Here is a 15,035-nt window from a genome sequence, read left to right on the forward strand (position 1 = left end):
CAGACGCCCTGTGTGCGTGTGGAGATTAGGAAAAGGTGCGCCGAAAAACAACCGGTGTCTGACGGCTCTTTCCTGGTGGCTAGTTGGCGTGCCGACACCTACAAGCACCATCCTTAAAAACCATCAAATATCTCCCAGCTGAGGCCGGATCACAATATCTTCAACCACAGACCTGGGTGACAAACTATATGCTGCCCACACCATAGTGGCTACATCTTCTAGCGGAATAAAACGCTCTTCGGGTATGTCGGCCTTCTCCCAGCTAGCCGTGAAAGTCGCTCCAGGCAGCACCGAACTCACCCTGATACCAAATGGCTTCATTTCCTCTCTCAGCACTTTGCTCATGCCGTACATGGCAAACTTGCTGATGGCATAGCTGCCTCCATTGGCATAGGCAACAATGCTGGCAATGGAACAAATATTGAAGATGTGGCCTTTGCCGACCTCCTTCATCCCAGGAATAACCCCCCTCGAAAGATGATAAGCACTGTAAAGGTTGGTGTCAATCATTGTTTCCAATGCGCCCTCCTCTTCAGTATGCACCTGCCCGGGGATAAATACACCCGTGTTGTTGACGAGCACGTCTACTGGCCTACCTGTTTTTTTAACAAACTTCAGAAAAGCATCAACATCAGCTCTTTTGCTTAGATCAGCTTTAAAGGTGTGCACTTTGGCGTTGGGCGCCATCTCGCCTACCGCCGTTTTCAACGACGCAAGCTGGTCTTCTGTCCTTGCACAGGTGACTACATCAAACCCATGCTGAACAAATGCTTCAACAATACCCCTGCCTATGCCTTTCGTGCCCCCGGTGACAACAATTAATTTATTCATTTTACTATCGTTTAATCTGATCTTCAACCAGCTAAGTGCCAGAATCTGTTTAAAATTGTGGAATTGCGCTACCCCAGGGGTAACCAATATCCCCGAAAGTTAGTTTAATCTTCTTTTTTCCTGTCCGAAACTTTCTTTAACGGTGGGGATGTTTTTTCTTGGAACAAATTTGAGCAAATGGAAAGCATAGGCAAGTTCATGATCTTTTTCGGGCAGCAGTTTACCCGCATGGAGTCGTTTAAGACTTACGCCACGAGAGTTGTGGATGAGGCCATTCTGATTGGTTACAACTCTCTTCCTCTTTTTGCTATCATTGCCACGTTCATGGGCGCCGTTACCACGCTGCAAACCGCCTACAACCTGGTGAGTCCGCTGGTTCCTCTTTATATTGTATCGATGGTAGTTCGTGACATGACCCTGCTCGAACTTGCGCCTACCATCATGGCCATAGTGTTTGCGGGTAAGGTTGGCTCCAATATCGCCGGCGAACTAGGCACCATGAGGATCACGGAACAAATTGACGCCCTTGAGGTGATGGGGATTAACGCCACCTCCTACCTGGTGTTGCCCAAAATCATTGCGTCTATCCTCACCTACCCCATGCTTGTGGTTTTTTCAGGCTTTCTGACTATACTGGGTGGCTACCTGATTTCAATCGCTACCGGAGTACTTACCGGCACAGAATACATTTACGGTATTCGTTACGAATTTGTCCAGTTCAATGTCTCTTTTGCGCTGATCAAGGCGGTAGCCTTCGGTTTTTTAGTAGCTGCCATCTCTGCTTACAAAGGCTATTACACAGTGGGTGGAGCACTGGAAGTTGGCAAATCGAGTACAAGCGCAGTGAACAATAGCTGTATTGCCATTCTGGTCGCCGACTATGTACTTGCTCAACTTCTTATCTGATTTTATATGATTGAGATAGAAAACATCAAGAAATCGTTTGACGGAAAGGCCGTGTTGCATGGCATTTCCGGCAGATTCGAAAAGGGCAAAACCAACCTGATCATTGGTGCCAGTGGCACAGGAAAAAGTGTGCTCCTCAAGTGCATTGTGGGCCTGGTAAAACCCGATGAGGGAACGGTGACCTACGACGGGCGGGATTTCACACACGGCGACAAGAGCCTTAGAACGGACATCAGGCGTGAAATAGGCATGTTGTTTCAGGGCGGAGCGCTGTTCGATTCCATGAATGTGGAGGCCAATGTTATGTTTCCGCTCAATGTGCTTACAAAGATGCCTCAGGCCGAAAAGCTTGATAGGGTCAACTTTTGCCTGGAAAGAGTGGGGCTGGCCGGTGTAAACAAAAAGATGCCATCGGAAGTCAGCGGAGGAATGAAAAAGCGGGTGGGTATTGCCAGGGCCATTGTCAACAACTCCAAATACCTGTTTTGTGACGAGCCCAATTCCGGGCTGGATCCACAAACGTCGATCACAATAGACAACCTGATTCAGGAGATCACCTATGAATTCGATATTACCACGGTAGTTGTTACCCACGATATGAACTCAGTAATGGAGATTGGCGACTATATCCTGTTCATGCATCAGGGCCAAAAAAAATGGGAAGGCAGCACTGATACCATTGCGCAGGCCGATGTGCCTGAGCTCAAAGATTTCATTTTTGCCAATAAGCTAATGAGGACAATGATAAAAGAAGTGAAGTAGGCCGATGGCCTTCGACTCATTTTGCTTTAAGCGAGAAATAAAAATAGATTTGAATTATTAACCAGAGTTGGTCGACGAAACATATCCGAACAACCGCTTTCCCCACAATGCACAGTAAAGTTTCCTTTTTTCGGTTTGTTGCCACTGTTGAAGGCATTTCATTCCTCATATTGTTATTGATCGCCATGCCATTGAAGTACGGGATGGATCAGCCCCTGGCAGTGAGGTATGTTGGTATGGTTCACGGTGTCCTCTTCCTGCTTTATATCCCAGCTCTATTGTTAGTCGCTCCAGTGTTAAAATGGGGCGTTTTGATGACGTTCAGAGCGTTTCTGGCCTCTCTTCTGCCAGGTGGCACTTTTTTGCTCGACAGGCAAATTGTAAAAGACTGGAAGGAGATCAATTCTTCAGCAAACAACAGCTAACTATCCGCATTTAAGAGCCCTGAAGTAGTACCTTGGTAGAAAATTGGCTTTCTTTAATGCCATTACCGGATCATTTAACCTATGAAAACCCTTCTCTTTTCCTCGCTGTTTATAGTCACCCACTGTCTCTTCGCCCAATCACCGCAGGCGTTTGAAATCTACAATTCAAAGGGCAAGCAGGTTGCTTACGAGAAAATGCTAAAGGACGTATCCCGGGCTGATGTAGTCTTCTTCGGCGAGCTGCACGACAATTCCATCAACCACTGGCTCGAGCTGCAGGTAACTAAAGGCTTATACGCTGAACATGGCAAAGACCTGGTAGTCGCCATGGAGATGTTCGAGGCTGACGATCAGCTGGTGCTGGACGAATTCATGAGCGGCCTGATTGAAGAGAGGCATTTCATCAAGGAGGCTAAAATGTGGGACAACTATAAAACAGACTACAAGCCCATCGTGGAATTTGCCAAAGAGCACCAACTGAAGGTGGTGGCATCAAACATCCCCCGAAGATATGCCAACCTTGTATACCGAAATGGGCCCGATGCGCTTAACAACCTGCCCGACGAAGCGAAAAAGTACATGGCCCCTCTTCCCCTGGAAATTGACCTGAACCTGCCCGGCTATCAGGAAATGATAGAGTCGATGGGTGGCCACGGAGCACCGGGAAGTGCCGAAAACCTGGCCAGCTCTCAAGCGAGCAAAGATGCAACAATGGGCTGGTTCATCAGCAAGGAAAGCAAGAGCAAGGTCATTCATTTCAATGGCTCCTACCATTCCAAAAATGGTGAGGGCATCATTTGGTACCTCAGCAAATACAATAGGAAGGCAAGTGTAGCCACTATACACTGTGTGGAGCAGGAAAACATTGGGGAACTGGCAGCGGGAAATGTTGGCGCTGCGGATTTTATCATCGTGATCCCCTCTGATATGACAAAAACATACTAAAAGCAACCGTTACAATCGATCAGGTGGCATTTGGATAAGCAGATTCCAGATTATTTTTTTACTTTCATACAATTTTAAGCTCCAACAGGCTTCCATTTTTTCGACCAGCATAATGAATTTACTTACGAAAGCACTCCGGAAGCTGCTGCCTGCCAGAGATGCCTCCACGCCTATAGAAGAAAGGCTTTTTGAGATCACACTCTGCCTGACTATTCTCACGCTACTCTTGTGGTCGCTGGTCGGTATGTTCTCGCAGTTCAACCCAGTTGTCCTTAGAATTTATCTGTTTGCGCTATGTTTTTATTCAGCGATCTATTTTGCCGTTAAAAGGGGCATATCCTTTCGCCTCACTACTTCTGTTTATTACATCTCTGCGTTGCTTATCATCTCTTTTGGCTGGCTCCCCTCCGGCGGCATCCGTGGCGCTGTGATGCACATGTGTGTGCTCATCTACATCTCAGGGCTTTTGGTTTTACCTATACGCCGCTATATCATTTTTATCATATCCACGATTTGCGTGGTGATCATTTTCGTCACCATTGAGTACTACCACAGAGACCTGGCAGTGCCCTACACTGATTATGTGAGCGAATGGAGAGATCTTTCGATAGCGGGAGTGGTCATGCTGGTGGTGATGGGCTTTGCTTTCTATATTTTCAAAAAAGAGTACTTGCAAGACAGAGAGCATCTGCAACGAATGAACCTCGAGTTGGGTACTGCCAAAGAAAGGGCCGAATCGGCCGATAAGGCAAAGAGTCAGTTTCTGGCTACTATCAGTCACGAAATGCGGACGCCATTAAATGGCATCGTGGGACTTGCGGAACTAATCGAGAAAACCAATCTTGACAAAGAACAGAGCGAGCTTGTAAAAAACCTGGCAACCAGCAGCCACATACTTTCAGGCTTGATTACTGACGTGCTTGACATCACCATGATCGAAAACAACCGGGTGACTTTACAAGAAGATGTTTTTGAACTGAAGGATGTAACGAAGGATATCAGCCAGCTATTTCATGGATTTGAGTCGTTGAAAACCGGTAAGGTTTCCATTGAATTGGTACACGCCAGCAAATCCGACATTCACTTGATGGGCGATCTTAAAAGGATCAGGCAAATCCTTATTAACCTGACAACGAATGCGGTCAAATTCACACCGGCAGGAAAAGTGACCATATCTACGACCGTTGTGAGAAAAGAAGATAAGATTGCCACAGTGCTTTTCAAAGTTGACGACACCGGCATCGGCATTCCCAAGAGTCAGCATCCAAAAGTGTTTTCCAGGTTCTTTAAGCACGAAACTGATTTGGCGGTGGCAGGCACCGGATTAGGGCTTTCCATTGCCAAAAGCCTTACCGACTTGATGCACGGGAAGATTTGGTTTTATTCTACCGAGGGCAAAGGCAGCTCGTTTTATGTGGAACTGCCACTACCGCTCGCTACCCGGAGCGAGCATGCGCTGGCTGAGAAAGACATCCAACCAATAAATTTCAGCGAACTATCCGTTCTTGTTGCTGAGGACGTACATATCAACAGGCTTGTGATGCTTAAAATACTAAAGAACATTGGCATTACTAAAATAGAAGTGGCTGAAGATGGAGAACAGGCTGTAGCCATTGCTTCTTCTCAGGCCTTCGACTTTATATTGATGGATGTTTTAATGCCCAAAATGGACGGCATTGAAGCAACGATGGAAATTCGCAGGGTTTTTCTGGAGAGAAAGCAAAGCCCTCCTTTCATCGTTGCCGTTACGGCCAATGCCACTACAGAAGATGAGAGCAAGTGCCGAGAGGCCGGAATGGTTGATTTTATCACCAAACCATTTACTACCGACATCCTCAGGGCGGTTTTCACCCGCCTTTGGGCTTCAGTCTAGTTGTCGTCACTAGCATCATCATGTATGCACAAATTATTGTCCATAGCCACTCGACACATCAGCTTGGCTTGCTTTGCAAAAAATGTTTAACTTTCTACCAAGCTATAGCAGTCGACCTTTGACTTTGCCGACCTTATAAAAAACTCACCGTCTTTTATATAATTTTTTCTTGAAATAATTAAATTATTTCCAGAGCCGTGCTTTTTTGTATATATTTAAGTGATCAGCCTAGCTATGGGAAATACCGTTGCCATTTACAATTTTAAAGGAGGGGTGGGTAAAACCACAACCGCCCTCAATCTTGGCTACGCCTGGTCCCGACAGTTTAAAGTGCTTTTGATCGATTGCGACCCCCAGTGCAACCTGAGCAACTCCCTGGGTGCCGACAATACTACCAAGTCCATTTACCGATATATCAAAGACCTGCTGCACGACAACCTCCCTGAGAACATTGAAGCGCAAGAAGTGACGCCATATATGCACCTGCTGCCAGGCGACTACCTGATGACCGAAATGGAATCCAACAGCAGGTTTATTTCGTTTGGCCCCAATATCGTGCAGAAGTTAGGCTACGTGCTGCGTAAGGACTACGACATCGTGATCATGGACATGCCTACCCACTTTGGCGGACTTGTAAAGTCGATGCTTACCGATGTCGACAGTATCCTGATTCCGGCCCTTGCTGATTCGTTCTCCATCGATGGCATTAAGAAGTTACTGACTTTTCTTTACACCGTTGAAAGAAAAAGGCCGCTGAACATATTGGGCATCTATTTCAACATGTACAAGCAGTCGCTTATCCACCACCGGGAAAAGTATGCTGAGGCAATGACGGAATTTGAAGACTTGATGCTGGAGAGCACTGTTTCAAACTCCATCAAGGTAAGCGAGGCCATAGATATTGGCAAATCCATGAACAGGGTCAACCCTGAAAACAAGTCGGCCATCGACTTCCTCAAGCTCAGCGATGAGCTGATGGCCAAGTTCAACAACACTTTTTTGTCTTCGAAATTCATCTCAGAGGAGTTCTTGGAGAATATCAAGACGAGGTAAGCCTCTGAAAAAGATTCAACCGCTGAGAAAACAGGGAACACAGCGCCAGGGTGAAATACCGCCCGGCTTTCGGTAAACGCAAACTCCTCACAGTAGTCCCGTAGGGACGACACATAGGTAAACTCCATCAACACGTAAAACAAGTACTTCCAGTGCCGTCAGGTACGGCACATGGCGCACCCACGTGCCAACCAAAAAAGCTTCCTACAACAACCTGGGCTAATACAAACCACTCCCCACCTTTCTTCCCCTTCAAAGGTTGAAACCGCTTCAATAGCCTCATCGCTCCTCATCAAAAAGCCTAAGCATCGTTCTCATCAAATTCCTATATTCATTCAAAACATACCTTAACTACAATAAGTACCATGGAAAACGAGAACAATAAAACCAATATTGGGCGGCGGGAAGTCATTAAAGGGCTCGGCCTTGGAGCCACTGGCACCTTTCTGGGAGCCGCCAATCCAGCCGTGGCTGGCGTATACGAAGCTGCCACAAAAGCCCTCCCTCCTCTTACCATCACCAATGTCAAAGCTATTCCCACCTGCCCGCACGGCATAGAGCTGATTGTTGTGAAAGTGGAAACCAGCGAGCCGGGACTTTACGGGCTCGGCTGTGCCACCTTCCGCCAGCGGGCCCGGCCTGTTATCTCTGCCATCAACGACTACCTCAACGACTTCTGCAAAGGCAAAAGCGTCGACAACATAGAAGACATGTGGCAGACCGCCTACGTGAGCTCCTACTGGCGCAACGGCCCCGTGCTCAACAATGCACTTAGCGGCCTCGACCAGGCCCTGTGGGACATCAAAGGCAAGCGGGCCAATATGCCAGTTTACCAGCTGCTGGGTGGCAAGTGTCGCTTTGCCATCCCCTGCTACTCTCATGCGTCGGGCAACTCACCGGAAGCCGTGGCCGACGATGCCAAACGCATCATGGACGAAGGCTATAAGTACGTCCGCATTCAAATGGGAGGCTATGGCGCCGCTGGCGTAGCTGCTGTGCCCGATTTCAAAGCCAAAGGCTTTGGCATGCCCGACGACAACTACATGGATCCCTATTTCTACATGAAAAGCGTGCCGGAGATTTTCGCCAAAACCCGGGAGGTGTGCGGTGAAAGAGTGGAGCTGCTGCACGATATCCACGAGCGTCTGCAACCCAACGACGCCATCAATATGATCCGCAAGCTGGAAGAGTTCAGGCCTTTCTTTATCGAAGACCCCTTCTCTCCTGAGAATATTGGCTATTTCAGGCAGCTTCGGCAGCAAAGCAGCGTGCCGCTGGCCATGGGCGAACTCTACAACAATCCTCACGAATGGGTGGGCCCCATGAGCGAAAGGCTGTTTGACTTTATAAGGATACACATCTCACAAATAGGCGGAATCACTCCAGCCATGAAAGTAGCCAGGCTGGGCGAAGCCTTCAATGTGAAAACTGCCTGGCATGGGCCTGGAGATGTGTCGCCGGTAGGCCATGCTGCCAACGCCCACATCGACTTTGCGGTATGGAACTTCGGCATCCAGGAAAGCGTCAACTTCTCCGATACACTGCGAGAAATCTTCCCAGGTAGCCCCTTCATGAAAGACGGTTATATGTACGTGAACGAAGCACCGGGTTTGGGTGTGGACATCAACGAAAAGCTGGCTGCCAAGTACCCGATTCCTGAGAAACAGCTCAACGGCTGGACACAGCTTCGGATGCATGACGGAACGCCAGTGCGGCCTTAGCAACTGGTTTATCAACTCTCCGAGGGGCTTTAAACCCCTGGAGGGTTTGACTACCATCCTACTTTAAATTCGTCACCTCGAAGGAGGGACGACTGAGAGGTCTCATCACCTGAATCAGCAGCTAGAAGGCACCACACTGCGGAATCGGGAGGCTTCGTTCCAGTGTTGGGTTCCGGCATCGGGTTCCGGCGTCGGCTCGGCTTTGAGTTGACGGCTCAGGTCGTGATTAAGCATCAAAAGACCATCTACTCCTTCCGAATCACCAGCGGAAAATCCTGTCCTCGGGAAAAGGTATAGGGATACTGCGGTGTCCCCTTTAGCTTCTGGGTGAGCTCGGGCACCTGGTCGTCGAGAAACGATTTCAATTCATAAATGGTCACTTTGCCATCTTTGGGTGCGCCGTCGGCTGCTCCCTGCAAGCCGGTGATTAGCAGGTAGGTAAACAGTCCATGCCCCAGCTCGGCAAACTCCGTAGCAAACTGTTCACTGCCAGCCGATGCCATCACATGAATACCCGCACTGCGGGAAAGCTGCGCAATGGCTTTTTCTTCTGCTGCCCCACGAGCGGCCAGCAGCTCTATAGACGCACCGGACTGGCAGGCATCCATCACAATGAGCTGCTTCAGAGCATGAATGCTTTTCAGGTGTTCCTGCAACTCACTGGCCTCGATGGCATTCTTTTTCAAGGCAGCTGCATCGTAGAGCCGCAAACTTTCTGTGGGGATAAAGTAAAAGCTATTGTCGACCATGCTGCCGTGGCCGGCATAATAGAAAATGAACACGTCCTCGGGGTGTACTTCGGCGCTGAGCTCATCCAGCTTTTTGATGATATTCTCCTTTGATGCCTGGTCATCGTACAAGGTGTGCAGCTTAATTTCCTTGAAAAGTGATGTGCCGTTTTCGTCAATCATACTACTGAAGGACTCAGCGTCGGGTCGGGCATAATTCAGTGTCATCTTGGGGTTTTGGTACTTATTGATGCCTACAGCCAGGATATGGCAGGTAGCGCTTTTGGAAGAATGATCCGCCACTACCTCCACGTTGCTGACCGCCGATTCAATATTATCATTATTTATCGCCCTGGCTTCGAATGCGTTGGCACCCCCTATCAGGTCTACCGTGTGGTGGTAGGTGGTGGTCTTGCCTTTGCCGGAAGGGTAGCTAAGGCCCTGCGTGTTCAACGACATGCGTTTGCCATTGTGAAAGAGGCTAAGCTCGCTTACTCCACCGCCATTGTCAATCATTTTGACGTACACTTCGGCCTTGGTGGCGTCGTCTGCTGGCAGCGTAGCAATCTTCACCGTCGGAGGCGGGGATTTCAGCAGCTTCGTCTGGATGTCCTTTAAGTTGGCCGACCCTCCCCTGTTCGAAAATATTTGCGGTAGCAGATCAGGCCGGTAGAATTCGTCGAAGAATTGATCGACTGAATAAGTGGTGGTTTTCTCAACAAAGTGGATATACTTCCTGGCCTCATCGGTGCCGTTGAAATAGCCTTCGGGGTTTTTCACCATCCACTCGTCTTTGCCAAAATGGATGTGCTCGAAAAACTCTTTACCGGTAGCCAAATCCCAAAATTTAGTAGTGCCGTCCAGGGCATGGCTGATCAGCATTTTGTTGTTCTGTCCCAGCAGCAGCGAAGTGACTTCCGCCGTGTGGCCTTCAAAAGTCTTGACCTGCGCAGCGGTGTTGTAATCCCACACCCTGATGATTCTGTCGGCACCAGCCGTGTAAATTTGGTTTCCGTCAGGGCTAAATATGGCTTTGTGCACCGGGCCCACATGGCCCATCAGCTTCTTCGTCATCAGGCCGGTGGCAATGTCCCAAATGCGGACGGAGCCATCCCAACTGGTGGTAAGCACCTCTTTCTGGTTGGGGCTCAGCGTCAGCGAGGAAACAATGTCTGTGTGTCCAACGAACGTTCGGACAGGCAGGTGCGTGTCGAGTTCAATCATTGTCAGCGAATTGTCGAGCCTGGCCACAAACACATACAAGTCGGTGGGATGAAACAGCAGGTTGTAGACTGACTGGGACTGGAAGTCGTAGTAGTTCACCCGCTCGCCAGTGGCCACATCGTATATTTTGATGGTGGCGTCCCAGCTGGCGGAGATGAGGTGCTTTTCGTCGTTGCTGAATTTCACATCGAAGATGGGCTCCCTGTGGGCTTTGATGCTGCGGAGGGTATCTCCGGAGGCCACGTTCCAAAGGATGATTCGGCCGTCGCCCCCACCGGTAGCCATGGTTTGGCCGTCGTCCGTCAGGTCGTAGCAGAGGGCTGCCTTCTCATGGCCTTTGTATTCCATCACCGTTTTGCCTGAGGCGATGTTCCACCTTTTCACCTTGGTGCCAAACTTGCCTTTGATCAGCTCCTTGCCGTCTTTCGAAAGCATCAGCTCATTTTTGAACCTGATGTATTTGGCAATGTAAGAGTCCCAGTAAGAGTTGGGGTCGTAGTTGATGCCCCCTTTGTCTCGCTCGTTGAGTAACCCCGTGAGGGTAGTTTCGACTTGCTCGGTGGCAGTATTCAGTTGATAGGCTGTGTTGTTATCGCACGCCAAAAGCAGACTGCCATTAGCTGCCAGTGTGGCTTCATTGATTTCCGTCTCTGTTTCCGGCGTTATTTCCTTCACGAGCTTGCCTGACTGATTCTCCCAAATGATGGTCTTTGCTTTGGTCACCACCCACACCTCGTCGCCATTTTTGCTGAAACCAACGCCGGAGAGCTCTTCCACCTCCTCACTATAGGTTTGAAGCAGGTCACCGTTAGAAAGCTTGTATTTTCTTACGGCCGTCTTGTTGGAGGCTACCAGCAGGGTTTTGCTATCGGCACTAAAAGTTACCCAGGTAGCGCAGCCACCACACCAGCCCTCTGCCTGGTCGAACGTATATACCTTCTCCCAGGTAGCCGTGCTGTAAACATTGGCCGTTCGGTTATCCTCTCCTATCGCCAGCCACTTGCCGTCTTTTGAAAAAGCTGCATTGATGCCATAGCCGAGGCCCTGGTCGGCATTGACTTTGAAGGACTGGATTATCTTTTTCGTCTCAAAATCCCACAGGTGTGCTTCGTTGGGATAGCCCCCTGTGAAGAAAAACTTGGCATCAGCACTAAAGGCGACCGCCGTGAGGAACTTCGTTGCCACCGGCGTGGTGAAAATAGTTTTGCCTGTAGCCACCTCCCAAATGCGGGCTGTTTTGTCGCCGCTGCTGGTGATCATGTACTTGCCGTCAGCAGAAAAATCGATGCAATTGACACTGCCCGTATGCCCCAGAAAGCTGCGCACTTCCCTGCCAGTGGATACCTCCCAGAGCTTGGCGGTTTTGTCACGGCTGCCCGTAGCCACCAGGCTGCTGTCGGGGCTTTGCGCCACGCTCAGCACTGCCAGCTCATGCCCCTGTTGAATAACCGTCTCCAGCGTTTGGGCAGCCAAAGCGAAAGAGAGTAAAAACAAGGACAAAGAGGCGAAAAAGTGCTTCATGAGTTCGGGTGGTCAATTAGATGTGGCAAGTTAGTAAAGTTGGGGAGTTGGATTGGCAACGAATGACTGGAAGTTATGGCTTCGGCTGCTATGCTTCTGTTATAAAGCATCTTCAATCCGCTATTTACCATCTAGTGTCTCTTTCACGGCCCAATACTGATCCGCCGCTTCAGCACCACAAGTCCCGCTAGGGACGATATGGCGGTAACGCCAAAAACGAGGAGCAAAGTAGAGCAAGTGCCGTAGGTACGGTATATAAGAAACCACGCCGGAGCGTGGCTGGATATGAAGGACGGCTTGGGGAGGATTGCGATGACACTCGCTGCTTTGGTGCGAGGGGCTGTCACCCGTCGCATGGATATGACACCCCTTCAGGGCTTAAAAGTTGCCAAGCGTTGGTGCATCAGTAGTCCAGTTAGGGACGATATGGCTGTAATACCAAAAAAGACGAGTAAATTAGAACGAATGCTGTAGGTACGGCATACAGAATAATGGCAAGTGTTAAATTCGAGTAGCGGATCAAAGGATCGCTCTCGATTGAGCGATAGCGGAAACGGGGGGCGTTTGAGACGGCGATTGTATCGCCGCTTTGGGCGAAGTTACGTGGAGTCAAATTTCCAAGAAGCCCACAAGCTTGAAGAAAGGAATCCACCAGCCAGCCTGGGATACACTATCGTTAGACTTGCGGAAAAGAGAACTAACTACCCATCGGGAAAATTTGAAGACAACTAAGTTAGTTTTAGCTGAAGATATTTTATCTTTCCTATCGTATCAGGTCTATTTAACACAATAGCAAAATCAGCCTCTAATGCGTACTAAAAATAAATGCAACGGAATGATTCTCTTTTCGGTACTTTTTTTAATCATTTTCGCCCGATGCTCACAAAAAAATCCTGACAATACTGAAGAAAGCGCCAGAGAAACTATCGGTTATTCAAGTGAAGATGAGGTGGATCTTGACAAAGATGAACAGAAGATACGAAGGTTAGGGCCTGCAAAAGACACTCTGGTATTGAACTCAGGAGGGGGCTCGAAACTTACTACGTACATCTACGAGTATTTGGATTCCATTCCTGGAACGATGATTAGAAAATTTGTGACTCTCGATAAGAGAGACTCGATCGTATTAAGATCATTTAATAGCAGTTTTCGATTCTATGGAGAGGTGGTCGAGGGTGACTTCGATCTAATTTTGATCCCTTCCTATTCAATTACAGAAAATGGGCTGGAAATATATTTATTCAATAGTAACGGGGCCGCAGGATACAACACGCAGGTGAATTTGGACGATGTTTTTAGAAAGTCTCTTTTTAAAAGCTACGACATGGAAGACGGGCTTTTGAAGATTGCGACTGCACCCCTGCCACCATCTAACCAGAAGAGTCATTTTTTTGTTACGTTAAAAGACCCATATGTTGAGGTAGATAGTGTCTTTAGCTTGATTTCAACAATAAATCAAAGACCTCTTTATGAAATAGAGAAGAAAGTGCTTTTTGAAAACGCATTTCTGCATTCCTGTAGAGATGGTAAGAATTCAGTAATGGATAAATTTATGTCTCAAGAAGTTGATGCAAGCGACGAATCAACTGGGCACATTATTAAGGCGACCCAATACTTATATAAATTTTTTAAGTTCCATCGACTAATAGAATAATTTATTGAATTGTTTCTTCCATAATTTGGGCAATAGTGTCAGTGAGACTGCTGTTAAGCAAAAGCTTAACTCCTGACAATGCAATACTCTCTTTATTAACTTCCTTTAAATAATAGTATTGAATTGGGGTGTTGGGGTCGGATCTCTTTTCGAACATTGTAGGGATAACAAGATTCAACTGAGGTTCGGTAGGTATTTGCGTTCTTATCCAAGCACTTAACGGAGATATAAAATGAGTTTCCTCATCATAAGTTTCTGCAAGGTTTTCAGTAGTCAGTTGATCAGATATTTGAGCTATCTGTTGATCCCATAGCGCCCTAAGCTCAGCTCTAATTTGTTGTTCATTCATATTTTCCCCCAAAGATATCCTTCTTCGAAATTCTTCTCGCTTCGCTACGATGGAGGAAAGCACCCCATTTGAGTTAAGAACACCTTTAATAAGCTTATAAGGAGTGTTCGCCACCAAATTATCCGCTTCATTTGAAACATTTAGGTCGTAGTAGTAATTAGCAGCCTTTTTTCTTAAGTCAAAATCTGCCGTAGGGAGTAACAGGTCTGTCTCTTCTTCATTATCCTGGATGACAACGACTTTAGTCAAATCTCCATCAGGATCTTGTTCTTTAATATATTCGTATAAAGCCATGACAAATACTTCGCTAGCAGCTACATTTCCAGCTTTTGAGTTATAACCCATTCTGGTCTGGTTTAAAAATTCAGAAGGTCTTGCAAGAATCTCTGTGAGTTGAGAACTATACATACTTAAAATACAACCCCAACTGAATGTGTAAGAATTTCCTCTATGGATTAGAATGCCATCCCGATTTACACCTTCCTTGGCTTTCAACCGGATAGAACGAAAGACATGCTGCCCCTGATCGCTTTCTAGACTTGTGTTCAATTCAAACTCATACTCCCCTGAAGGAATCCTCTTGCACTCATACCTCATTCTATTGTCAGGTTCACAGGGAGAATTCGATTCAATGTCAGTCCCTCTTCCAAGCTCAAGAGTTACCCCTTGGATATTCGTGCCTTCTATTCGCACTGAGCCAATAGTTATGTATTCATTACTTTTTTCTCTAGTGATCAAAATTCTAATTTCTTCTTTGTGAGCATCCTCCTCAGTTGGCTTAAATTCTATTAAGCCTTTGAGATTAAGGTACCTTTCGAATTTGTCCTCTTCATATCTCGATACTGTGAAAGACAATGCCTTTCTATTGCTTAACTCGTCAGATTCCCCAGGGTTCCTACCCTTTGGCTATTTCGGTCAGACCATGCCACCCATTTCGGTTTATCTATGCCACTTTGAGAGCGCTGTAATTTGGGTAAAAAATATTACTTCAGCATTCCTTTTCTTAATGATTCTCCAGAGAGGTTTATCCTGTGAGAAGAGTT

11 protein-coding genes are annotated in these 15,035 nt (G+C 47.6%); 8 read left to right on the forward strand and 3 right to left on the reverse strand.

Annotated elements, in window-relative coordinates; all coding sequences use genetic code 11:
• Positions 1-123: 123 nt before the first annotated feature.
• The gene (locus RIF36_RS15315; RefSeq protein WP_350127156.1) at positions 124-831 is read right to left on the reverse strand and encodes an SDR family oxidoreductase; all 708 of its coding nucleotides are present in this window, start codon (positions 829-831) and stop codon (positions 124-126) included.
• Between the two features lie 177 nt (positions 832-1,008).
• On the opposite strand from RIF36_RS15315, the gene RIF36_RS15320 reads away from it, so the two are divergent.
• The 7 genes from RIF36_RS15320 to RIF36_RS15350 all read left to right on the forward strand — a co-directional run bounded on the left by RIF36_RS15320 (position 1,009) and on the right by RIF36_RS15350 (position 8,516).
• Positions 1,009-1,737: an MlaE family ABC transporter permease gene (locus tag RIF36_RS15320; protein ID WP_350069244.1), complete on the forward strand. Its 729-nt coding sequence runs from the start codon at positions 1,009-1,011 to the stop codon at positions 1,735-1,737.
• Between the two features lie 6 nt (positions 1,738-1,743).
• Entirely contained in the window at positions 1,744-2,499 is a 756-nt protein-coding gene (locus RIF36_RS15325) for an ABC transporter ATP-binding protein (RefSeq protein ID WP_350127153.1), read from the forward strand.
• A 107-nt stretch (positions 2,500-2,606) separates the two neighbouring features.
• Entirely contained in the window at positions 2,607-2,924 is a 318-nt protein-coding gene (locus tag RIF36_RS15330; protein ID WP_350127150.1) for a DUF3817 domain-containing protein, read from the forward strand.
• An 81-nt stretch (positions 2,925-3,005) separates the two neighbouring features.
• Positions 3,006-3,869, forward strand: coding sequence for a ChaN family lipoprotein (locus RIF36_RS15335; protein WP_350127147.1), 864 nt, complete (start codon positions 3,006-3,008; stop codon positions 3,867-3,869).
• Positions 3,870-3,981: 112 nt separating this feature from the next.
• The gene (locus RIF36_RS15340) at positions 3,982-5,742 is read left to right on the forward strand and encodes an ATP-binding protein (RefSeq protein ID WP_350127144.1); all 1,761 of its coding nucleotides are present in this window, start codon (positions 3,982-3,984) and stop codon (positions 5,740-5,742) included.
• A gap of 234 nt (positions 5,743-5,976) precedes the next feature.
• Positions 5,977-6,795, forward strand: coding sequence for a ParA family protein (locus tag RIF36_RS15345; protein ID WP_350127141.1), 819 nt, complete (start codon positions 5,977-5,979; stop codon positions 6,793-6,795).
• A 365-nt stretch (positions 6,796-7,160) separates the two neighbouring features.
• Complete coding sequence (locus tag RIF36_RS15350) at positions 7,161-8,516, forward strand: enolase C-terminal domain-like protein (RefSeq protein WP_350127138.1); 1,356 nt, start codon at positions 7,161-7,163, stop codon at positions 8,514-8,516.
• 245 nt (positions 8,517-8,761) lie between these two features.
• On the opposite strand, the gene RIF36_RS15355 is transcribed toward RIF36_RS15350, so the two are convergent.
• Complete coding sequence (locus RIF36_RS15355) at positions 8,762-11,989, reverse strand: caspase family protein (RefSeq protein ID WP_350127135.1); 3,228 nt, start codon at positions 11,987-11,989, stop codon at positions 8,762-8,764.
• Positions 11,990-12,797: 808 nt separating this feature from the next.
• Here RIF36_RS15355 and RIF36_RS15360 point away from each other — a divergent pair.
• Positions 12,798-13,643 (forward strand): hypothetical protein, encoded by an 846-nt coding sequence (locus RIF36_RS15360; RefSeq protein WP_350127132.1) that lies wholly within the window; start codon positions 12,798-12,800, stop codon positions 13,641-13,643.
• 1 nt (position 13,644) lies between these two features.
• Here RIF36_RS15360 and RIF36_RS15365 read toward each other — a convergent pair whose 3' ends face one another.
• Positions 13,645-14,847 carry a DUF5675 family protein gene (locus RIF36_RS15365; protein ID WP_350127129.1) on the reverse strand — a complete coding sequence of 401 codons (1,203 nt, stop codon included), beginning with the start codon at positions 14,845-14,847 and terminating at the stop codon, positions 13,645-13,647.
• Positions 14,848-15,035: the final 188 nt, after the last annotated feature.

It is taken from the genome of Imperialibacter sp. (assembly GCF_040222815.1).
In the GTDB taxonomy this organism is placed as follows: domain Bacteria; phylum Bacteroidota; class Bacteroidia; order Cytophagales; family Cyclobacteriaceae; genus Imperialibacter.

Bases quoted from the DNA above. Each gene is read 5' to 3' on its own strand.
- RIF36_RS15315 (WP_350127156.1), bottom strand. From the start codon at position 831: ATGAATAAATTAATTGTTGTCACCGGGGGCACGAAAGGCATAGGCAGG.
- RIF36_RS15320 (WP_350069244.1), top strand. From the start codon at position 1,009: ATGGAAAGCATAGGCAAGTTCATGATCTTTTTCGGGCAGCAGTTTACC.
- RIF36_RS15325 (WP_350127153.1), top strand. From the start codon at position 1,744: ATGATTGAGATAGAAAACATCAAGAAATCGTTTGACGGAAAGGCCGTG.
- RIF36_RS15330 (WP_350127150.1), top strand. From the start codon at position 2,607: ATGCACAGTAAAGTTTCCTTTTTTCGGTTTGTTGCCACTGTTGAAGGC.
- RIF36_RS15335 (WP_350127147.1), top strand. From the start codon at position 3,006: ATGAAAACCCTTCTCTTTTCCTCGCTGTTTATAGTCACCCACTGTCTC.
- RIF36_RS15340 (WP_350127144.1), top strand. From the start codon at position 3,982: ATGAATTTACTTACGAAAGCACTCCGGAAGCTGCTGCCTGCCAGAGAT.
- RIF36_RS15345 (WP_350127141.1), top strand. From the start codon at position 5,977: ATGGGAAATACCGTTGCCATTTACAATTTTAAAGGAGGGGTGGGTAAA.
- RIF36_RS15350 (WP_350127138.1), top strand. From the start codon at position 7,161: ATGGAAAACGAGAACAATAAAACCAATATTGGGCGGCGGGAAGTCATT.
- RIF36_RS15355 (WP_350127135.1), bottom strand. From the start codon at position 11,989: ATGAAGCACTTTTTCGCCTCTTTGTCCTTGTTTTTACTCTCTTTCGCT.
- RIF36_RS15360 (WP_350127132.1), top strand. From the start codon at position 12,798: ATGCGTACTAAAAATAAATGCAACGGAATGATTCTCTTTTCGGTACTT.